The 24,434-nt window shown below is 44.6% G+C and carries 6 protein-coding genes; all 6 read left to right on the forward strand.

From position 1 onward, the window contains the following. Window positions 1-107: 107 nt before the first annotated feature. The 6 genes from HW447_RS15070 to HW447_RS18185 all read left to right on the forward strand — a co-directional run bounded on the left by HW447_RS15070 (window position 108) and on the right by HW447_RS18185 (window position 24,331). Complete coding sequence (locus HW447_RS15070; RefSeq protein WP_176255954.1) at window positions 108-1,079, forward strand: hypothetical protein; 972 nt, start codon at window positions 108-110, stop codon at window positions 1,077-1,079. A gap of 117 nt (window positions 1,080-1,196) precedes the next feature. Next, complete coding sequence (locus HW447_RS15075) at window positions 1,197-17,003, forward strand: MSCRAMM family protein (RefSeq protein ID WP_176255955.1); 15,807 nt, start codon at window positions 1,197-1,199, stop codon at window positions 17,001-17,003. A gap of 206 nt (window positions 17,004-17,209) precedes the next feature. Further along, the gene (locus HW447_RS15080) at window positions 17,210-17,740 is read left to right on the forward strand and encodes a hypothetical protein (protein WP_176255956.1); all 531 of its coding nucleotides are present in this window, start codon (window positions 17,210-17,212) and stop codon (window positions 17,738-17,740) included. A 94-nt stretch (window positions 17,741-17,834) separates the two neighbouring features. After that, the gene (locus tag HW447_RS15085; RefSeq protein WP_176255957.1) at window positions 17,835-18,167 is read left to right on the forward strand and encodes a hypothetical protein; all 333 of its coding nucleotides are present in this window, start codon (window positions 17,835-17,837) and stop codon (window positions 18,165-18,167) included. Window positions 18,168-18,221: 54 nt separating this feature from the next. Next, on the forward strand, window positions 18,222-18,995 hold the full coding sequence (locus tag HW447_RS15090) for a class B sortase (protein WP_176255958.1): 774 nt from the start codon (window positions 18,222-18,224) through the stop codon (window positions 18,993-18,995). Beyond that, window positions 18,992-24,331 carry a DEAD/DEAH box helicase family protein gene (locus HW447_RS18185; RefSeq protein ID WP_176255959.1) on the forward strand — a complete coding sequence of 1,780 codons (5,340 nt, stop codon included), beginning with the start codon at window positions 18,992-18,994 and terminating at the stop codon, window positions 24,329-24,331. The genes HW447_RS15090 and HW447_RS18185 overlap by 4 nt, the downstream gene beginning before the upstream one ends. The last annotated feature ends 103 nt before the right edge of the window (window positions 24,332-24,434 follow it).

Below are 24,434 nucleotides of genomic sequence, written 5' to 3' on the forward strand. Positions count from 1 at the left end.
AAAACAGGTCGGATATTTTGACAGCATGGTTTGATTATTTCAAAAGGTTATAGTGGCATAGAGGTATGTTATCAGAAGGCTTAAGCATAAAAATAAAGGGGAATGTTATGAAAAAATTAGTAAAAGTATTAGCCGTTACGGCAGCCATGATGGCACTTACAAGCATGACAGTATTTGCCGACCAGGGGCAGCCAGCGGAGCAGGTACAGACAGAAAGCACAACCGAGAGTTCGGATGAATATCCATTGAAGGGAAGAGTAGAGAAATATTTTGGAATAGAAGAAGGAAATCTTGTTCCATATTGGCAACCTGCACACGTAATTAGTGAAGGAGTGGTTCCGGCTGGTATGACAGGAATGACGTATATTGATATAAAAGCAGTAGAGGACAGAGATATTACTTACCATGCTCCGGAAGGGGGATACAATTTAGCGGTTCTTGCAATTTTAGCAGGTTATGAAGAGGCAAATATACCTTATAGAGATGCTCCTGAAACCCAGCAACTTTTAGGAGAAGTCAAGGCATTTATGAACAGCTTTGACTGGAGAAATGCATCTGATCTTGAAAAAGCAACCCGCATTTGTGAAAGGATTCATCAGGCTGATTACGATTATGATGCTGCGAACGAGGCATATGAAACGGGATGGTCGGATTCTCTTAGCTATGGTGCATATGGCTGCTTGGTAAAAGGCAAAGCGGTTTGTCAGGGGTATACAGAAGCAGCAATACTATTAGGCAAAGTTGTTGGAATTACAACATTTGAAATGGGTGATGTAGGACATACCTATCCTCTGTTTTTTGTAGATGGAGTATGGCTGGCTAATGAGCCGACTATGAAGGATAAATATTTTACAGTAGCAAACGTATATAAATATAATCCTGGTTATCAGATGATGCTTAACATAGGCGGAGACTTATCAGATTTTACGACTGAAGGTTCAAAGTATCAGATGATTGGAGAATATTGCTACGAAGTGGGATATACTATACCGACAGACAAGAACCAATTAAGCAAATTTGGAACTTTAGGAGAAGCATTTGGCGAAATAACCATAGATTTCAAAAATGAATATAGATAATAAATCAGGCTATCGAATATTGTTCGGTAGCCTGATTTATTTTTTGGGAAATAGGAAAAGGCTATCGAATATCCAATTCGGTAGCTTTTTTGATAAAAATTAAAAAATGGAGGAACTATGAAAGAGAGGCAACTAAAACGAGGAGTGATAATGCTGCTGACAACGGTCATTTTTATGATGTCAATCATTCCTTATCTACCAGTAGATATTTTAACGGCATTTGCATTCCGTATGCAATTTAACACATCTACCAGTGGAGATGGTCACTATGATATTAGTGGCAGGGTAGACGGTCAAGGTGTAGAAACTGATTTCCTTTGCATGAAAAAAGGGGCAAGTGCTAAGTCGGGTTATGATTACTACAAAACAGACAATGATGTTGATTATTCCAATGGAACACTGGAAGATAAACGTCTATTTTGGGCCTATATGCTAACCTATGAAAACTACACGGGCATTTATCCGGAATATAATGACCATTCCATGGAAAATACATTTAAAAGACCTTACAAGGGAAACACCAAAATCGCTAAAGAAGTAGCATGGTCACACGGCGCCAGCAATGGCGGGTCAGCCCTGATTGAAAAATATGCAACAGACGGTTTTATGTCCTTGGAAAATATTCCCGCAGGCTGTAAATCCCCAGAGGATATATTCAGTGTGACAAGCCAGCATGGAACGCCGGAGACTGCCATATCCATCAATTCATTAAAGAGCGGCCCTGGAGTGGTAGATCTGAATAAGCTGTATGATCTGGCAGGAATCAAAGATATGGCTTCATTTCAGCAGTATTGTAACATTACGGCATCAGACATTGTTGTATCCCAGCCTGGTGGTGAGAAACGGTATTCTGTTAAGGTGATCTTTGACGATCTTCACTTTCGCTACAAGATCATCGATCCCGATACTGGGTATGAGGTGACAGGGATGGATCCTGGCCCGATCCTTTTTAAGGTGACATATGATAAAAATGTATTTAAAGTCCTGAAGGTTACCGGAAAGCTGGAATACTTTGAAACCAATGACGCAGCTGATTCCCAGCCATTTTACCGTGCTTTTGGAAAAGTGCAGGTTTCATACCCAGAGTTTTACATGACCACTGGGGAAGGGTTTACCCCGCCGACAAATCCAGATGGCGGCGACGGCGGCCTGGATACAGGGGACAATATTTCTGTTAAAATCTATGAACATCAGGAAACATTTGAGAGCAATTATAAAGTTGACCTGACAAAATATGACTATGAGACAGGATATCCGCTGAAAGATTCAATCTGGCAGACGTTAGAGGCGTTTCCTGATAAAGACCAGATCGGCGAATCCGATGAAACGGATGGAAAACTGGTGGAATCCAAGATGCGTGAGGAACCTACAACCTGGAATAACTGGCTGATCTTCGAGGAAGACATGGCTACCGATGAAAACGGGTATATCAGCCATGCAGATAAAAGGTACTACGACTTTGCACATAAATATTGTGATGGCCATCCGATCCCACCGGAACCGGAGACAGACGGGGATGATGAGGAAGATGAAGAGGCACAAGAAGAGTACGAGGCGTTGATGGAGCAGTGGCAGGAGGCTGTGAATGAATGTGAAGCTGCTGCGCAAGCCAGCAACGGGACGTTCCACCATTGGATGTGCGGGTCAGAGTCAGAGCCGTCAGAAGAAGAAGCCTTTGAACAATCAGGCTGTAAGGCAGCAAGGGACGCTGCATATGAAAACTTTATCAACCTGCGCTACTCCTATACTTTCAGGGAAACGGATGCACGGGATGGTTATATTATCCATGGACAAAACGGCCACCCAGATGATGTTCCTATTGAAATTGTTACGATTGCCTCATCAGAAGCAGGAAAGGAAGCGGAATGGACACAGTGCGATAATGAGGACATTATCGTAGAAGGCAGGGCGCAAGACCATCTGGGCGGAGGAACGGATGAAGGAGATACAGATAAAGAGGGACAGGCAGCCCAGCAGCTTTTTGACAGTAAACGGATGAGAAAAGCAACAGATTCCAATGCAGACGGTAAGAAGCTATACCTGACAGAGACCTATGACCTTTCCATGGGAGAACGTATTATCAACGCATTGAGGAATTTTGTGGGCTTACCGGAAAAGTTTATCTCTGAAAATGAATTAGAGATCAAGATTGTAGCGGAATATGACGTGATCCATGAAGAAGCCTCACATTCTGACGCCAAAAAAGAAGAGATTGATGATATTGTAAAGCCGCTCCCGGAGGAAAATGAGACCAGTACAGCGGAAAAGGAAACTGATCCGACAGGGTCAGAAACAGAATCAACAGAGAAGGACACAGATGAGGTGGAGGAAGAAACCGAGCCGACAGAGAAAGACACAGAAGCAGCGGAGAAAGAGACAGAGAAGGAGGAAACAGAGGCAGAAACCGAAAAGGACACAGAAGCAGCCGACAAAGAAACAGAGTCGGCAGAGAAAGATACAGAAACAGCGGAGGATAAAGAAAGCGGGAACCATGAGGGGCTGCCGGAGTCTGGCCAGACCTTATCCATTATCCCTAAAAAAGTACCTTTGGTTTCACAAAAGAATGAAGATAGTCTTTGGGAGGAAGATGAGGAGTATGAGGATGATGAACTCCGTACATCTTACAGCTATGACAGGGACGGAGTAACTTACATATTGGAAGAGGGCGATCCTGGTGAATATTATTCAGCAGATGGAAGCTATATTGACCTTGAGGGCGCTATCGTTGATTCACAGCCGCCGGTAACCCCTGGCGATCCCGGCCGGATGGGCCATTCCCTTAAGGTATATGACCATCGTGTACCAGGTCAGATCCATTTTAATAAAAAGGACATGGATCTGGCAGCTGGGGAAAATGGGGAATATGACGCATATGGGGACACCCAGGGGGATTCTACCTTAGAAGGGGCTGTATATGGATTGTTTGCAGCTGATAACATCTATGGGCCGGATACCCAGAGAGATAAAAATGGTGATGTAACAAAGGGTACGGGTATCATATTTGACGCAAATGACCTGGTTGCAGTTGCAACGACAGATAAAAACGGCGACGGTTCTTTCCTGACCATAACGGAAAAACCACACAGTATTTATAATTACAAGGAAGGACAGATTGAATATACGGGGAAGGAGTACCCGAAAAACCTGTATGATGCGGATACATTCAGAAAAGAATATGCGCAAGAAGAAACGGGCCGTGTCTATAAAGATAATGTGACCGTAAACGGCGACTACTGGATCGGGAGGCCGTTGATCCTTGGGAACTATTATATCAAAGAACTCACACGTTCTGAAGGCTTTGAACTTTCCATTACAGGAAAAGACATGGAGATTACAAACGCTTCAGAGGATAACCGGAACGATTATGGGGAAACAGAGGCTGCAAAGTCTCATCCGGAAGGGAGCGCATGGATAACGCAGAAATTCCAGCACGTTGTAACATTCCCTGAGAGTAACCCCACATATGGAAACCGGGAAAATCTGTTTAATGTTGAGATAAGTTCTAATGAGGCGGTAAACGGTTTTAACGTAGTGTTTGACGGGCTTCCAGAAGGTGCGGATTTCTATTTTGATGATGTAAAAACATCGGATGTAACGGTACAAGTTCCAGTTGGAGGGGAATGGGCTGATGCGACAGAAGCCCCACTATATCTGACGGCAGAAGACTCTACCGTTGTAAAGAGAGATAAAGATGGGCTTCCGATCAAGAATCCCAATGCAAAGCAGATCCCCCTTGCCTACAGTGGCTTGGGATACCGAGCAAAAGAGATCCAGGGGAATACTGCTGCACCGTCAGATGTGGCAAAATATAATGCCTCTTATTCCGACAGTGACAGTAACAACAATTATGTCAAATATGAACTGGAACAGATGATGCGGGAAATGGGAATCAATACGCCATCTGTAAAAGGCATATACTCCGAGGTTGACCATCCAATTTATGATGAGCCGACAGAAAATACATATGGGATGCCTGAAGTGACCATTGATATCAGCAATGTAACGACAAATGCCTCCATCATAAATGCGATTCTGGATTATTATTCCGCCAATAAGGTGTATACCTATGGCAGTCTCCAGGCCATAGAACATACCGGAAACAGCGCAAAGGTTACGGTGGCAGTCGGCATGAACCCCAAAAAAACAGCACTGTACCAGACAAATGCAAATGGAGATGTGATAGCTGGATATTTATTCAAAGAGAATAAGGATACCAGAAGATATGTATTGCGTAAATATACAGGACAGGATGTACAGGTAGCAGAGATTCCGGGCGCAGCGGATAAGGCATACATTTACCTTACACCTGATTATAAAATTGGCTCCAATGGGCTGCCAGAGGATATCATGACAACCGCTCCTGGTGAAGAGTACCTATGCTACAATACCGGCGACACCCTGTACGATTACTGGTATGAGGATAACGCAGGGAACTGGGTTGGACATGAGCCGGTCAGAAGAAAGGTATATGTAACAAAGTACGAAGAGCAGACATTGGAGCAGTCCACTGTCAATTCCTCAAAAGTCCCCATGGTAGATTCCATGGAATCGGTAAAAGACCCGGTGGGGAGTACCTATGTAGTTTATGACTCGGTTTCCAGGCAGTATACGTTACACGCGGGAACCAAAGACGCAAATCTGGTGGGAGTAAAAAAATCCGGTTTTACGGTTGCCATCCCCGATGGAAGCACGACCCTGACACAAAATGACATCAATAAGATCGGAGAAAATAATGTCTGGGGATATAAGGTGGGGGATAAACTCAATGATTCTGCGTATATCATGCGTGTATCAGGCGCAGGGGCAGGTGTCTTTACGTCAGCAGATTTTAACAAAGACAGATCTTATATTAAAAACCAGCGTTTGATCTATAACGGGAACCATGACTTGGCAGAAGACGGAAATACAAATGAAAGCCCCAACTCTGTAGTAGAAAGGATCATCCGCCAGAAGATTAAGGTAACAAAGACCATTGATGAAAACTCATACAACAACACAAATTCCTATGCTGAAACGCATAAAGACTGGTTTACAGAACAGTTTGGCGGGGCACTGGGGCTGTCAGGCGGAGCCAGGAAAATAGATAATTTCCGGTTTAAAACATATTTAAAATCCAACCTTACCCGCTTATTTAGGGATAATGACGGAAACGTAGTGTGGCAGAACCGTAAAGGGGAAGAAATTCCAGACCAGGCCAAGGAAAATGAAGCATTCCCAGCCCAGGTAAACAAAATATTTACAAAGGTTCCCCATATGACAGACCCATTGTTCAAGGAGTCACAGGACGCTGCCATAAGCAATGAAGCGCTCTACAGCTATACGGATGGCATGATCAATGAAGATCAGAACCAGGGCTACACATCCATCCTGGAGACAACGGAGACTCTTGTAGAGGATGGTGACAGCACCAGAACCGTGAAAGCATATAATTATGATAAATTTTTTGATGCCATAGCGGTGGCTAATAATGATAAATGGGATGATGCTTCTGCGGCCTACACATCCTGGCGTCCAATAGGTAATAAGGGAAACAGGACTGACAATACATTAGAAAATGCCAAGGTGTCTGACCGGGTACGCCAGTTTGCGATTGACTGGTATCTGGATGATGAGATCAAGAAACTGGTGAAGGATGTCCAGAACAACCCGCAGGAGAAAGAGGATCAGGATGGAACAGTGCCATATTCAGATGAAACATACGATGAGGCGCTGGCCAGGGCGATTAAGAAGGCGAAAAACTATTTGAAACCCTTCTTTGCATATGATATGGATGAAATCTATGCGGTTGAATGGGATGGAGAGGAAGACGGCGGAAAGGATAAAGACCCAACGACACTTTCCGCAGATATGCTTTGGGGAGAAAAAGATAATACAAGTGACGGCTATTATTTTGGCAATTCCTGTTATCTCCCTTACGGTACATATGTGGTTGTGGAACAACAGCCCAAATATGATCAGCTGGAGGACTTTAAGAACCGGCATTACCAGATTGACCGGCCAAAGGAAGTGACGCTGCCAGCTGTTTATGACAGCTATGAAGGCTCCCAGTCATCCCCGGAAACAATGAATGGTTACTACAACTATAACCCGGCGATCACCCAGGCTGAGATGGAAAAACGGTATAAGATCCGTTTTAACGAAGAAATGTCCCAGGCCATTAAAGGAAGGAATGCCGATGGGGACTTTGAGGTATATAAGTATGGTATGGATATCGACCAGATCCGTAACGGCGAGGTTGAACCAGGAACCGGAGACTATTTTGCCCTGACACAGGATGAATTTAAGCCATACAAGAATTACTATAATAGCCAGGATGACCGGACAACAGGGGATGTCCCATATTACCTTTCAGAAGGATCATCCGGCCGTGTACCGGTGTCAAAGTATTACCGATACAGTTCCGTGTCGGAACAGGCTGGCGCAGCAGATGGAGTGCCATTCCCTGGAGGAAAAGAAACGGAGGATAATATACCAGGGATTGAATACAGAGATGGCGTAAAAACAATGCAGGGTGTGCAGAAAGCCTATGATGGCCTTTACGCTGCCATGCTTGTTCCGTGGACAGTCACAGCAAGCGAAAACGCAGGCGAAGAGGCTGAAGACAGTAAACTGCAAGCCAATGGAGAAAGTTCCTATAAGGGATTCGACTATATCAAATTCCGTAACCGCTTCTTTACAGCTAAATTGCGGATCGAAAAAATAGACAGCGAAACTCATGAGAACATCCTGCATGATGGGGCGATTTTCCAGATATATGCAGCGAAACGGAATGATTCCCCCGATGGAAATGGACAGGTCATGTTCTATGAAGAGGATACAACGGTTACTGGCAGCCGGGAGTTTCTGGAAGCCATGCGGGCAGAAAGGATCGTACCTGTGAAACGCAGCCAGGAGGACGGGGCAGGAACCCTGTACAGCGGTGTTGTGCCAGCAGGAACCCCTATTTGTGAGGAATCTGAACAGATCATCCAGGGAGATGCTTTCGGAAACCGGACAGTTGAGTTTAAATCCTATTCGACAGTCAGGGATGGGCTTGTAAAGGATGAGGATACCAATACCAACCTGGTGTACCGGGATCAGACGGCCGGTTATGTGGAAACCCCACAGCCTTTAGGGGCGGGAGTATATGTACTCGCTGAAGTAAAGGCACCAGCTGGCTATGTCCGTACAAAGCCGGTAGCGATTGAGGTGTATAGTGACAAGATAAGCTATTACAAGGAAGGAAACAAGGACAAGCGGGTAATAGCCGCCATGTATGAATATCCCTCGGATCACCAGACTGCGAATGGGACAAAACCCCAGGATACAGTGAATGTAGCAAGGATCTATGCAGAAAATGCACCCATCAAACTGGAAGTTCAGAAACAGAAACCCACAGGAAAGGTGACATTCCGGATTGGGAAACGGATCGAAGGCAGCCTTACAGAAATTGGCGGAAATCCAGAACTGGAGTATGCGTATTCCAATGGAACCTACCTGGGATATGCATACCCGAAGGGGACGCTCGAACGCCTTATGGCACTGAAGAAGGCAGGTGAAGATGTAGAGATCGTATATGACGGGAATAATTTCGCCGGGTATGGGTATGTGACAAGAGAACGTGAGACAGCAGACGATGAAAACCCGTTTGTGGCGGGGGCAAAACTCACGATGTTTGATGCCATTGAACTTAAGCCTTCCGGTGATACCCAGGATCATGCCTTTGAAGGGCTTACAATCAACCGGAGTGACAACGGGAATGTCCAGGAGATGTTTGTGAAGAAGGGATATGCTGGAACAAAGGTTGATATGGTCAAAGAGAAGGATGAAAATGGGAAAGAGATACTTACAGACTATGTAGTGGGTGTTGATAAAGATGGAAAACCCATCACGCAGAAGGGATATATCTGGGGAGCAGATACCGTAGAACGGCCTGACACGGATATTTTATATTATGACCTGGATTCCCTTTCGCTTACATGGACAGAGAAGATCGATGGAAGGGATCTGCTTTATGGCTGGGATAAAAAACACAAAAAAGTATCCATACAACAGCTGGAAAGTGATAAACAGAACCAAGATAAGTCTGACCGTGAACCATCTATTTACGCTTTTTCAGGAGGTCAGGCCGTATTTGAATTTACAGGGGGAGATTTCACAAAGCTTTCATATGACCCAGTGAACAAAATGTTTGAAGGGGATTTCGCACAGCTGAAGTGGGTAAGCAGGATCCGTGACTGGAAAATGTCAGAAGGAACCATTGTATACCATCTGGATCGGGAAGGAAACCGCGATGCTATGGTGGATCCCTATACAGGAATGGCATATGTACTGGAGCCTAAGACAGATGAAGATGGAAACCATGTTGCAGACAGGGTTCTTGTATGGCCGGTAAATATTGCAAAGGATGACGCAGGAAATGTGATATCTCGTGACAAGATCACCACATCCCGTATTGCGACAGTAGGTGAAAATGAAGATGGCTATCATGAGAATGAAGTGATCGAGCCGGAAAACCCTTCAGGAAACCCGGTAGAGGAAGCCGATAAACCTTCATTTGAACATACAGAGTCAGGATATATAACAGGCACATGGAAATCAGACGGAGGGGAGGAAAGCCATAAGGAAGAAACCGTAAAGAAAAACAAACAGGGCCAAAATATGAATGAAGAGGTTTTAAACAGCATCAATAACGGAACATTCTTAAAATATATGAATCCGGTATATGATGAGCATGGCCTGGTGCTTTACTATCAGAGAAGTGATGAGACGTATGATAAAGGAACAGAATTGTATGACCGAAATGGTGATTTTGTTCGTTACAAAAATTCCGACCAGCTGGAAAAGTACAATAATGCAGCCTATGTACTGGATGAGCATGATGTGCTTTATGATGGCCGTTCTGACCAGGAAACACAGGCCCAGGACAAGCTGTATCACCGGATGGGAGAAAGCTATATCCTGGAGAATACCTGGGTGACTTCAGACAAGTATCCAAATGACCCATTCAGGGAAGAAGAAACGGAGGGTCAGGCCGACCTCCTTAAACGTGTCCCAGCTGGATCTTATATCGTGGAAGAGTTGTCTGTGCCATCGGGTAAGGGATATGTAAAGAGCCTTCCCACAGGAATTACCATTGGAGAGGACACAGCGCTGCAAACGGTGAAGATAACAGATGATACGACAAAGGACTACATAGAAAAAGTAGACAGTGGAACCATTGGGAAAGTTGCAATCCGGGATATGTCAAAACAGGATAGGAGTGGAAAACCTGCAGTGGCAGGGGAGAGTGAAGAGACTGTTGGAAATTATACTAACAGCCAGATTGCAGGTGCGGAAATTGCCCTGTATCCAGCCAAATTCATTGCAGATATTACTCAGCCGGATGGATACCGTCTGGAAAAGGCATCAGATGAGCCGCTGGTGTTTGAATCTACCAACAGCCGGGCCGGTTCTGTGGAAAAAATCCGGGCAGAGTGGACAACGGGAGATCTCCCCATCTATATCGAGGGGATCCCAGAAGGGTATTATATCCTGGAGGAACTTTCTGCACCGGTTGGATTCATAAAGGCAGACCCAGTCAATGTCCAGGTTACGAGTGAGGGAGAGATCCAGAATATCCTCATGAAAGATGACCATACAAAACTTGCGTTTAAAAAATACACGCAGGATAAAGACGGGCAGAAACTTCTTCCAGGAGCGGAGTTTGCTTTATACGAAGCAAAAAAGGATACAGATGGGAATGTAGTTTATGAAAATGGAATCCCACAATATGAAGAATCAAAGAAGGTCACAGGATGGATTTCAGATGATGCTACAGACTATACAGAGACGATCCAACTCCGGGATTACCCGAACACTTCAGGAAAAAATGAGGTAACAGGGTTTACCCATGATTTTGAGGCAATGTACCAGAAACATGGTATCTACGGAACCGGATTCACCTGGTCAGTGGAACGAACCGCAACCCGTGACAGTACAGCTTCCAATGTCTGGGTACTGGAGGATGGAAACCGTGTGGTAGTAAGGAAAGAGAATGGAAATGAAATGGTCACATTCCCGCCTTCCATGAGCAAGGAAGACCGAGATGGATTCAAAGCAGCATATGCGGATATGATTGGTGAGAAGCGTACCCTTAAATGGGCAGTTACCCGAACCGCAACCATACAGGTTATTGACCGGATCGATTCAGAAGTCTCAGGCGGAGGGGCAGCAAAATACCCAACGGCGGCAACACTGGAAGCAACCATACAGGAGACCGGCAAAAAAGTCCGGATTAAGGCGTTGTACAATGGCCAGGAATATGAATACAGCTATAAGTTTAATTATGAGGCGCTTCCAGGAATAAGCAGCTACGCGAATACATGGCTTACGGCAGATGGGCTACAGCGGGCAGATTACCTGCCAGTGAATGCGCAATATGTACTTGTAGAGGAAAAAGCACCGCTTGGATATGCAAAAGCTGATCCGGTGCTGATATCTGTGGATGAGATCACAGACATACAGCTACACGATGTATGTAATGAGCGCAGCGCAATGGTGATATCTAAAATATCATCAGAAACAGGAAAAGAACTTGCTGGGGCAAAGCTGGCACTATACCGTGCGGATGAGCAGGGCGGGCTTACACTGGAAGATAACTACCTGATTGAAACGTGGGTCACAGGAAATGATGGCGTGTATACGGAACTTGACCTAGTCAATGGCCTGATACCTGATGGATTCAGGGAAGGGGACTTAAAGCCACATTATATTTACGACCTGCCAGATGGCATCTACTATCTGACAGAACAGGCAGCACTGCCTTATTATACAGCCATTGAGCCTATGCGGCTGGAGTTCACAGGAGGAGAAAGGATACAGATTGTACGTGCAACGGATAAGCCAGTAGTCGGAAAGCTGGTGGTCAATAAGACGGATGAAACAGGCAACAGCCTGTCAGGAGTCATATTTGAACTGACGGCAAAGTCGGAGAATGGCAAAACTGTAGATGGTTTCCCAAGGAGGCTGTCAGATGTGAATGGAACCGTTACAGCAGAAAACCTCCCAGTAGGTGAAACAGTAGCGGACGGAACGATCCGCCCATATACATATACCCTTAAAGAGATTGTCCCGCCAAATGGTTTTGCGGCAAATAAGGAGCCATACATATTCCGCTTTGATGATGGGACAGATACATATACCAAAGACCATACAGTCACGATCACCGTCCATGAGGCAACTGTAAAAAACAGCCCAACCCAGATTTATTTATCAAAGAAGGATCTTACACATTTGAATGATGAGGGAACGGATGGAATATATGTTGATGGGGCAGAACTTGCAGTCTACAAAGTAAGTTCCTTGAATGAAAACGGCGAGTATACATACAGAGAAGAAGACCTGTTTGAACGTTGGATCAGCTCGAAGGCAGAAGGTGCCCATTGCTTAAAAGGGCTGATCGCAGGCCAGTCTTATGTAATGGTTGAACTGACGGCCCCAGATGGATACACGCTTATGAAACCAATATTGTTTACAGTGACAGCGGACGGGAATGGGATCAACCATGTATCGAACCAGATGTCAGTAGTGAAGGCGGAGTATGTAGAGGATATAGTAGCGGCTGTAACCATAAAAGGGCGCAGCATATCAAGAACCGAGACGGCCATTTTGAACCAGCAGGGACAGGAGGTATTACGGTTTGAGAATACAGGGGAAGACCAGGTATTCCATGAAAATGATGGGCTTTCTGATGGGGAGACCTATACCTTTGCAGAGCACACAATTTATTCAGATGGAACAGACACAGTAACGAAAAAAGTGACACGACGGGTATATTTTAATGAAGCAGGAGAGTTCCTGTATAAAACCCGCAGGGCTGACCGGACAGAACTTTCGCTCACAGACCGTAACGGGACTGTAATCAGCCAATTTGAGCCAACTGCCGACCAGCAGGAGCAGACCATCAAAAATACGGTCAATCCAGAAAATCCACGCGTAACTGTGAAAAACAGGAATGGAGAAGAAGGGGAGCCGATTCTTTCAGGACAGCCAGTTATCTGCACGATCCGGTGGTTTAACCCGCTCCATACAACAGAACCTATAACTGTGACAGCAACCTTGGATGAGAATCTGGAGATCCTGGATGCATATGACGGTACAGCGGAAGGGAAAACAATCACATGGCTTATCGGTACAGCGGAACCCTTTGCTTCAGGCAGCGTTTCTTTTGCGGCATCCATTGCTAAAGACACTGCTGAGGCAACAGAAATTGCCGTTACCGTACAGACAGGATCCAAGACCTATGAGACAGGGAAATACATACCAATCCAAAAAGATAATTGCCTTACAGTATGGAATGAACTGACCGGGTCAGGGAAAGAACAGCACAGGAACGAGGAATCCGTATTTACCATCCGGCTGTGGGATAAAAAGGGAAATGAACTTGCAGGGAAATATGCCTATACGGGCAGCAGTACCGGAATGTTACGAAGCGGTGACAGCATTACGCTCCGTGGAAATGAGTTTATTACCATAGACCCAGCAACATTTAAAAGCTGTAGTTATGAAGTGGTGAGAAAGGAAGATGGAAAAGAAGTATCATCCCATCACACAAAAGGTGTTATATCCGAAGATGGGGCAGCGGCATGGTTTAGCCGTTCTGTAGTAGACGAGAATGACCGCGACCTGTTTGTGAAGGGAACCCCCTATTTCCTGACAGAAACCACCATATACACAGATAGGGAAAGGCAGACCAGCAATAAGTTCTCATTTAATATTGCTGATGATGCAGTAAGTATCAATGGAGTAGGCGGATATGATAAAGAAACAGAGGTATCCGTCGCAAAAGCAGACATTTTAACCGGACAATATATTTCTGGTGCCTATTTATTACTGACAGACGATAGTGGAAACATCATAAAGGAATGGGTATCTGGAGAGGAGGCGTTTAGCCTCTCTGGGCTTACTCCCGGAAAAACATACCATATTCATGAAAAAATGCCGCCGTCCGGCTATGGTTATGCGCTGGATCTGACATTTACCATGAATGGAGATGGGGCCGTAGAGGAAATCCTGATGGAAGATAGGCAGACAGAGGTTGTGATATCTAAAAAAGATATTACTAACGGTGAAGAACTTCCTGGTGCCCACCTGCAGATTATTGATAAAGGAGGAAATGTAATAGAGGAGTGGATCTCCACTGACACACCGCATAAGATTGTTGGAAAGCTTCTGGCAGATGAGAGTTATACGCTGCGGGAGACGATTCCGGCAGATGGATTTGTGATCGCAAATGATATACAGTTTACTGTAAACCATGATGGGAGCGTAAACTATGTGGAAATGAAGGATGATACAACAAAAGTCAAAATTTTCAAGAATGTGTTTGAAGTTCCAAATGACAGCGCCACCTCATCAGAGGCCCGTAGGAAAACCCCGCTTGCAGGTGCAGTATTGCAGATATTAAATGAGGATAAGACCCCAGTTTTCTATGAGGGAAGGGAGATGATATTTACAACAGGGGAAAGTTTCACACTTTTTGAAAAACAGCTGGTTGCAGGAAAGACCTACTGGTTGCATGAAGTAAAACCGGCACCGGGTTATGGATATGCGGATGATGTAAAGTTTACTGTATCAGAGGATGGTTCGGTTGATATTGTCGAAATGGAAGACAAGCCCACGATTGCGGCCATTACGAAAACAGATATTACAGGAAGTAAGGAAATACCTGGATGTGAAATGCAGCTTGTAGACAAAAATGGGACAGTGATCGACCAATGGATTTCAGGAGAAGGGCCGCATATTATTACGGCAAAGCTTCTTGCAGATGAAACATACCGGCTGATTGAGACCAACCCGGCACCAGGCTATGCCTATGCAAAGGACGTGACCTTTACCGTTAATCATGATGGAACTGTAAATAAAGTTGAAATGAAGGATGATATTACAAAGGTTGAGATCCTGAAAGTAAATGCGGAAACGGGCCGTCCATTGGCAGGTGCTGTATTTGAAATCTGGGATCATGCTGGAAATGTAATCGATAAGTGGGTTTCCACAGAAACTGCCCATAAAGTGTATGGAACATTAAATGCAGGAGAGACATATATTCTGCACGAGGTATCCGCCCCGTCTGGCTATAAAAAGATGGAAGATGTAGAGTTTAAAGTAAATGACTATGCGGATGTATTGACCATTATTGCTGATAACAGGAAGAATGGGGGCGGCGGAAACAGTTCCGATTACACAATAAGGATCAAAAAAGTTGATACGGACGGTAATGCTGTTCCAGGAGCAGCGTTTAAAGTAACAGACGGAAGTGGAAACGTGCTGTCTGGTGTAAGGGAGGAGAATGGAACTGTATTCAAATTCCATGTAAAGACACCACAGACGCTTACTGTGTCGGAAATCACACCTCCGCAGGGATATACACCACTGGAGAATAGCTATCGGATTGAACTATCAAAAGAAGGAGATGCCATTTTGCTGAATGGAGACAGCAGTTTTTATCAGGATCAGGCAGACAGTTATGTATTTTATGCAGTGAATGAAAAAACACCGCCCCAGATTCCGGTGCAGCCATCTAAAAAAGGAACAATCACGGCGGAATTTGACGAGAAGCTATATGGGCTTGGACGGGCCAGGATTGGGGCAGAAGGCTCTGGGCTGAACCTCACTAAGACAGGCGATAACTTCCCGGCCAAAGAGGTGCTTGCACTGCTTTCCATATCATTACTGGGTATGGGAGTTTTGCTTGTGAAGAAAAGAAAGGGAAAAGGCTCCAATAAAAAGCCGCCTAAAGGAGGTGCCGGCGGAGCCTCAAGAACACTCACAATCCTGCTCATGGCACTTTGCATATCGCTTGCCGGGAATATCCAGGTATCAGCAGAAGAGAATACCATGGAAACAGCGCGTTACCAGGAAAGAACCTACCTGTCTGATACAGACGACCCACAAAAACAGAAGCCAGAATTTGAAGAGATGCTTTATGGGGAGGATGGGAATGCATATGTACTTTCTGGTATAAAGTATGAAACCCTGTCAAAAAAGAAAAACCCAGATCCATCAGAGAACCTCAAGGTCACAACGTCAGCGCCATTTACAGATACGGAAGAGAACCATATCCCAGAACAAGAGATCCGGGAAGAACAAACAGTGTGGTATCTGAAAAGCTATGAGGTGAAAGAGACTCAATTGGACGCCAGAGAAGAACCCGTATCAGATACGGTTGTTTACCGGGATATCCCGGTAAACAGCCAGATCCCTGAAATGGCAGCATTGGAAGTAACAGATTCTGTAACAGGGGATACGCACCAGATCCAAGTGCCGCTGGCAGAAAAACATTATGGGACGGAGAAATGGATTGGCGGTTTCATGTTCCCGATTACAGTCAGTAATTATGACGCAAACGTGTTTGAACTGAATGGGAAAGAGATCCAGCTATCAGAAACGGAGCCGCTCAAGGGCTACGAAAAGGATCTTCTGGATCTGATCGGTGTATCAGATTCAGATTACCGAATTACACAGATTGCCTGGAATGGGGAAGCGTATGAAGAAAATGGAGTCCTATGCCGAAAACTGACAGCAAGCGGTGAAATGCGTGTGACGGACTGCCACGCTGTGTATACAGGTGTTGCAAACCTGCCCGCAGTCTCTGCCAAAGAGATACAGGCTGTTTATACAGACCGGCAGCCAGCAACCTCTTCGGAGGCACAGGAAGGAACCTATACATATACGATTAAAGCCACTGCAACGTATACGCTGGATTCTGAAACGCTGACCAAAAAATCATTTTTGGATCATCTGATCGAATTTATCAGTAATCCTGTGGTGCTGGCTGTTCTGCTCCTGCTGCTGTTTGCAGTCCTTGTTCTATGGATTGTAAGGCGGCGAAAAGATGACAAGAAATTCCAATATATCTCTTTAAAGAAAGATAACAATGAAGAAAAGGAAGAAGGAGGATCATGAAAAAAACCGTTACAATAGCAGTTTGCGGATCGCAGCCCCGTATAGGGGCTACGACCCAGGCACTACAGATTGTGGCATATCTACAGATGATGGGATATCTTGCCGCGTACATTGCGCTTGATGGCTCAGATTATATAAATAATATGCAAAAGCTGTACCAAGGGGTAACAGAAGACAAAAGCTGTATTATTTATGAGCGCATATGCTTGTACCAGTCAGTGACCGAGCCAAAGACAGAAGATGAGGAATATGAATTTCTGGTAAAGGACTATGGTGCGATGAGCCTTAGCACATTCAACCGGGTATCATTTTTAGAGCAGGATATACAGGTTATATGTGCAGGGGTCAAACCTAATGAAGTGTTCGTATTAAATGATATTTTAAAGCGGCCGGAATTTAATGATGTAAAGTTTATTTTCAGTTTTGTTCCACACGACCAGAAGGAAGGCGTACTTTCAATGATGACAAAACGGGCGGACAATACATTCTTTGCCAATTATAACCCAGACCCATTTGCATACGATGCCACTATGAATAAGAGTTACCGGTTACTGATCGGTGAGCGCATGGCTGGAACTTCGGGAGAAAAACAACGCAGGGGAATAGGGTATAGATGGAGGATTCTCCGGGCTTCCTTGCGGCAGAAACGAAAAAATGTGTTTGAAAGCCCGGCAGTTCGTGCTGTGCTTCTGGTTGTGTACACGTTTCTGATCGGCCAGCTATTTTACAGGATGTAAAATATGTCAAAAATGAGATAAGTAAAAAAATATGAGATAGTCCAATACGCATGAATCCAGTAACTATGCTATGTTTGAAAAGAAAGGAAACATTATGGGAAAAGAAAAATTTCAGCCAGTATTGCAGGCTGGGGCAGATGAAGAGAAGGCCAGGGAAAGGAGACAGGATAAACTTAAAGAGAAATTTGGGTTCACAGGGAAAGACGTTGTGATCATTGAAAAAGAGAATACACTAAAGTTCACGATAAAAACCATTACTGGGCTGGTGCGTTTTCTCGCCACAGTTATGATCATTGGTCTGGCGTTTATCGGCATGATAGCATTATTCTATGGGGAACCGCGTGCAGCGTTGGGAAATGTTTTTAACAGCGTGCTGGATGAAACCTGTAGGGCTGTCCCGGTGATTGCGGAAATACTTGGTATGTAACACTGCTGACAGAAAATCTATTTTTGAAAGGTGGAAAAAATGAGGAGGAGCGTGATGGATAATGGGCTATTTTGCCTATTTACTTTTACCGTAGTTGCGTGTGTAATTGCTCTGTCATGGAAGTTGCTGGACGACTTAAAGGGGGAGGCAGAATATCAAACAATCCGTAGGATAGCGGGTATGGAAGAGGGGGAGAAAATTATGGGGCCTGGTGGCACGGATCCGGGATATGGCATACAGCTTCCGGATATCCAGGAAGATATTTTAAAATCAATCAACCCGGCATATACAGCATGGCTCTACATACCAGATACAGAGGTGAATTATCCGGTTGTCCTTTCACAGGATAACCAGGATTATCTAAAGAAGACATTTGAAGGAAATGATAACGCGAATGGAACATTGTTTTTCGACTGTTCCAATCCCCCGTTTTCATCACTAAACACAGTGATCCATGGCCATAATATGAAGTCTGGAAAGATGTTTGGCCAGTTGGACGGCTATCTTTCATATGATTTTTTAAACAGCCATCCGTTGGTATATGTATTTCACCAGGGAATATGGTCTGTATATCAGATATTTGCAGTTTATCAGGCAGACAATCAAAAAACGGATCCCTATCGTTATCTGTTTTCTTCCAGGGATGCATTTACTGAATTTGTGAAGCACTGCCAGCAGAACAGCATATATAAGGCCAGCGATAAGGGGACAGGCGTAGAAGAAATCCTAACCCTATCTACCTGTTATGGAAAAAATAAGAAACTGATCGTACAGGCGGCTCTTCTACCACAGGATACGCCTTATAGCAGTAGGGAGGTTACTGAATGAGAACAACAAAAGATATTGATAAAAAAATACAGGCCGTTCTGGATGATAATGAACGAATTATACAGCGGGTAAAAAATGACCCAGATGAATGGTTCCGGTTCCTCGATTGCTCGGCCCATTTTGTGTTCTATCCGGCAAAGGAGCAGTTACAGATCTATGGGCGAAGACCAGATGCCATAGCAGTAGCCGAGGGAAAAGTATGGAGCACCCAGATGGGGATGCATATGAAACGCAATACGAAGGGAATCCCTGTCCTTGATGATAAAAACCCCTATAGGCTAAGGGTTAAATATTATTTTGATATCACAGATGTAAGTCCATACATAAAGGGGGCAAAAAAACCTCAGTTATGGGTATTCCCCAAAGATGGCTTAGGCCTGATAGCAGGAAATCTCCTGCAGGACGCACAGGGCATTGCACCAGAGGAAAAGCTGTGGAAATGGGTTGGTATGCAGACAGAAACGGCAGATGCAGGTATGCAGAAAGCAATCCATACAGCAGTGGCATATCAGGTATTTGCCCGCTGCAAATTGGATCTGGATACCTGTATGGGGCTTAACCGGACATTGTTCCCAGAGGAACCGCAGATGGCAGACAGAATCCCCGATGCCGCAAAGGAAAACTTTGAGAACTTGTTAGACCAGATTACTAATGTGTCCCGCATTACATTCAAAGAACTCATCAGGAACATCCGCCTGTATGAAAAGGCACAGGCTTTATCAGAGGAAACTACATTACAGCAGTTGGAGTCAGTATATGAAGCAAGAAAGGCAGGAACACAAAACCTGCCAGATGACAGGATGTTCCAGGGCTACAGCGATGATGAGGTAAATATGGCGTGCTTGATACTTAAGCAGCCAGAGAAAAAAATACTTGAAGACCGCAAGGAAGAATCACAGGCCACAAATGCGTATGGAATAGGGGATACAGTTTATCTGGATGGGGATGAGTACCAGATTGCAAACGTGGATGACAGGAAAGTGGAATTACGGCCATTGGGAATGCTGTATTCCGTTTCCAGAGTAGAAGACCGTCAGGCGTTTGACCAGCTGCTGCTGTTGGATTCCAGCCGCTTAATACAGGAGGAAAAGGCAGAAACCAAGGGCAGTGCCTTAGAGGAAACGAGAGAGAATTTCCGTATTACTAATGATGAACTGGGTGTTGGTACAGCAAAAGAAAAATTCCGTCATAATATGGACGCAATCACAGCCCTGAAGAGAATCGAAACAGAAAATCGGATAGCCACACAGGAGGAACAGGATATATTATCCAAGTACGTAGGATGGGGTGGACTGCCGGAGGCTTTTGATGAAAACAGACCAGGATGGGAAAAGGAATTTGCAGAACTTAAAATGGCCTTAACAGAAGAGGAATACAGTTCAGCAAAGGGTTCCGTATTAAACGCACATTACACCCCTCCGATGCTGATTCGTTCCATCTATACCGCTTTAGGAGAGATGGGTTTTTCTTCCGGGAACCTTTTGGAGCCAGCCTGTGGTACAGGAAACTTCTTGGGGATGCTGCCTGAAAATATGTCTCAGACAAACGTGTTCGGTGTGGAACTGGATACCATTTCCGGCCAGATTGCACGGCACCTCTATCCCAATGCAAGCATTTCTGTCATGGGGTTTGAAAAAACAGCTTTCCCCAACAATTTTTTTGATGTAGTAGTGGGAAACGTGCCTTTTGGGGACTATGGGGTTGCAGACAGGGCCTATGACAAATACAATTTCCTTATCCATGATTATTTTATAGCAAAGGGCTTGGATCAGCTTAGGCCAGGAGGCATTATGGCGGTGATCACATCTGCCGGTACAATGGATAAGAAAAACGCCTCAGCCCGGAAATATTTTGCAGAGCGTGCGGAACTGATCGGAGCCGTCCGTTTACCAGACAATGTTTTTAAAGCCAATGCAGGAACAGAAGTCATGACGGATATCCTGTTTTTCCAGAAAGCAGTCGATACACTGCCTCCTGACCCTTCATGGATCTACTCGGAAAGTAATGTCCCTCAAGATTCCATGTTCCATCCCGGAGACAGAGTATCTGTCACAAAGTCTTTATGGGATGCTAATGACTGGATGATGCGGGAACATACATACGAATATACAGTCGTGCGGGAAGGCACCTGGACTGCCGATACCAATGGCCGGGAGATGTATGTTGTTAAAGATGATGAAGGAAATGAAACAGAATACCAGGCGTTGGAAATGAACCTGATTAAACAGGCGGATATTTATACATACAACAAATATTTCCAGGAACATCCGGAAATGGTACTGGGGGATCTGCGTCTGGAATCTGGGCCATTCGGGAAAAGGCTGACGTGCAAGGCAATAACAGACGGCACCACTATTGAAGAAAAAATCATATCAGCTATCAAAAATTTCCGCGCTTATATGCCAGATGCGGATGTGACCCAGATCCAGACACTGTCCGACAAGACAGAAACAGTAATCCCGGCAGATATAAATGTGAAAAATTTTTCATACACGGTGGTAAATGGCGAAATTTACTTCCGGAATAATTCGTGGATGGTTAAGCAGGTGCTGTCAGTCGACCAGACGGAGCGGGCAAAGAACCTGATTGCATTAAGGGATGAGGGCTACCGTTTGCTGGGATTAGAACTGGAGAACCGCACAGATGATGAGATCTATTCACAAATGAAAAAGCTGAATGACCTGTATGATAATTTTGTAGAAAATTACAGCGCGATCAACGCAAAGGCAAATCAGTTTTTCAAGGAAGACGTGACATTCCCATTCTTAAGCACATTTGAGAAACTGGGAAAAAATAAGGAGGTATTAGGGAAAGCAGATCTGTTTTCCAAACGAACCATATCTCCAAAGGTTTCCGTGGAACACGTGGACTCCCCACAAGAGGCGGTTTTGATATCCCTTTGCGAAAAAGGGAAGATAGACCTGGAGTTTATGTGCAGCCTTCTGCCAAAAGGAACACTGCCGGAAAAGGTTATTTCAGAGTTGAAAGGTTCCGTGTTCAGAGATCCAGCTAAGATCACGTCTGACCCATATAGTGGATATGTGACAGCAGATGAATACTTATCGGGTAATATTAGGCTTAAAATGGAGCAGGCAAAGGCAGCTGCCCTAAATGATGTATCCATGGATTTCAATATAGCGAAGTTAAAAGAAGTGCTTCCGAAACGTCTGGAAGCACAGGAGATAGAGGCTCATCTGGGAGCCACATGGATTGCCCCCAAATATATAGAGGACTTCATAAAAGAAGTATTCAATATACCGGAATGGAGAGCCTCATCGTCCAATGAGTCGTTAATGCCCCATGTTACATTTTTGGAGGAGAATGCGGAGTGGAACGTCAGCAATAAGCGGCTTGGAAATGATAAAGAAACCTTCCCGCTTGCAACTACAAAATATGGGACTGCCCGTAAAAATGCATTTGAAATACTGGAGAATGAACTTAATCTGCGGGACAATAAGGTTTATGACAGTGTTGGTGAAGGCAAGTACATATTAAATAAAAAGGAGACTGCTTTATGTAATGCAAAAGCGGAGGTATTGAAAGCTGATTTTGAAAACTGGATATTTAAAGACCCACAGCGAAGGGCTGAACTTGTAGAAACATATAACAACAAATTTAATAACAGTCGCCCAAGGGCATTTGATGGTTCATTCCTTAGCTTTCCGGGCATGAACCCTGAAATCACATTAAGACCCCACCAAAAAAATGCAGTAGCCAGGACGCTTTTTGGCGGAAATACACTTCTTGGTCATGTGGTGGGTGCGGGAAAAACATATACGATGGCCGCCTCAGCTATGGAAGCTAAAAGGATTGGTATCGCACACAAATCCCTGTTTGTCGTACCCAACCATTTAACAGAACAATGGGGGATGGATTTTTTGAAACTGTACCCAGCGGCCCAAATCCTTGTTGCCACAAAAGAAGATTTCACACCTGAAAGGAGGAAAAGGTTCTGTGCTAAAATCGCCACAGGCGATTATGATGCAGTAATCATTGGACATAGCCAGTTTGAAAGGATCCCTCTCTCAGTAGAACGCCAAGCTTATTATATTGAACGCCAGATCAAGGCGATCACTGAGGCAGAAAAGCAGTCAGAAGAAGGGGAAAAGCTAACGATTAAACAGCTAGAGAAGACCCGCAAAAAACTCCAGACAAAACTGAATAAATTAAATAATTCGATACAAAAGGATGATGTTATAACATTTGAACAGTTGGGTATTGACCGCCTGTATGTGGATGAAAGCCACTATTATAAAAATCTATACCTCTATACTAAAATGAGCAATGTGGCAGGGATACAGCAGACAGAGGCCGCAAAATCATCCGATCTATATCTAAAGTGCCAATATTTAGATGAATTGACAAATTATAAAGGCATTATTTTTGCCACGGGTACGCCATTGAGTAATTCCATGGTCGAGATGTATACCAATATGAGATACCTGCAAAGAAACCTTCTGGAAGAATATGGCCTGGAACATTTTGACGCCTGGGCTGCCAATTTTGGCAATGTGGTAAATGCTGTGGAGTTGACACCGGAAGGGGTGGGGTATCGTACAAAAAAGCGTTTTTCAAGTTTCTCCAACTTGCCCGAACTGATGTCATTATGGCATGAAAGCGCTGATATACAAACCTCTGATATGCTGAACCTGCCGGTACCAGAAGCAGAAATAATCAATGTGAAAGTACAGGCAAGCGATCTTCAGAAAGATATGATAAGGGCCATATCAGAAAGAGCGGACATGGTCAGAAACCAGGGGGTAGACCCTAGCGTGGATAATATGCTTAAGATCACAAATGATGGGCGGAAACTGGCGTTAGACCAAAGGCTGATAAACCCACAAATGCCGGATACAGCAAACTCCAAAGTCAATACCTGCGTGGATATCACACACCGTATATGGGAAGAAACAAAAGAAGCAAAAAGTACACAAGTCATCTTTTGTGATCTCTCCACTCCAAAAGGGGATGGGAGTTTTAGTGTTTATGATGATATAAGGAAAAAGCTGTGTATGAAGGGCGTACCAGAAAATGAAATAGCCTTTATACATAACGCAAAGACAGAGGATCAGAAAAGTAGGCTGTTTCATGCTGTAAAGGAAGGAGCAATCCGTATCCTTATGGGATCTACCCTCAAGATGGGGGCTGGAACCAATATCCAAGACCGTTTAATAGCGCTCCACCATCTGGATATCCCATGGCGTCCATCTGATATAGAGCAGAGAGAGGGAAGGATCGTGCGGCAAGGGAATGTAAACCCGGTAGTACAGATATACCGCTATGTCACATCGGATACATTTGATGCATATTCCTGGGTGCGACACGAAGTCGCATAATTTAATTGTTCGGCTATTGACCGAACCTGCTATTCCATTAGCAGTAGCCTGACATCACCAAAGCAGCTGGTAACGGCTGTGAGGAAGCATGATGTGAAAAAGT

The sequence above is a fragment of the Enterocloster alcoholdehydrogenati genome, from assembly GCF_013282095.1.
GTDB lineage: Bacteria > Bacillota > Clostridia > Lachnospirales > Lachnospiraceae > Enterocloster > Enterocloster alcoholdehydrogenati.

Bases quoted from the DNA above. Each gene is read 5' to 3' on its own strand.
- HW447_RS15070 (WP_176255954.1), top strand. From the start codon at position 108: ATGAAAAAATTAGTAAAAGTATTAGCCGTTACGGCAGCCATGATGGCA.
- HW447_RS18185 (WP_176255959.1), top strand. From the start codon at position 18,992: ATGAGAACAACAAAAGATATTGATAAAAAAATACAGGCCGTTCTGGAT.
- HW447_RS15085 (WP_176255957.1), top strand. From the start codon at position 17,835: ATGGGAAAAGAAAAATTTCAGCCAGTATTGCAGGCTGGGGCAGATGAA.
- HW447_RS15075 (WP_176255955.1), top strand. From the start codon at position 1,197: ATGAAAGAGAGGCAACTAAAACGAGGAGTGATAATGCTGCTGACAACG.
- HW447_RS15090 (WP_176255958.1), top strand. From the start codon at position 18,222: ATGGATAATGGGCTATTTTGCCTATTTACTTTTACCGTAGTTGCGTGT.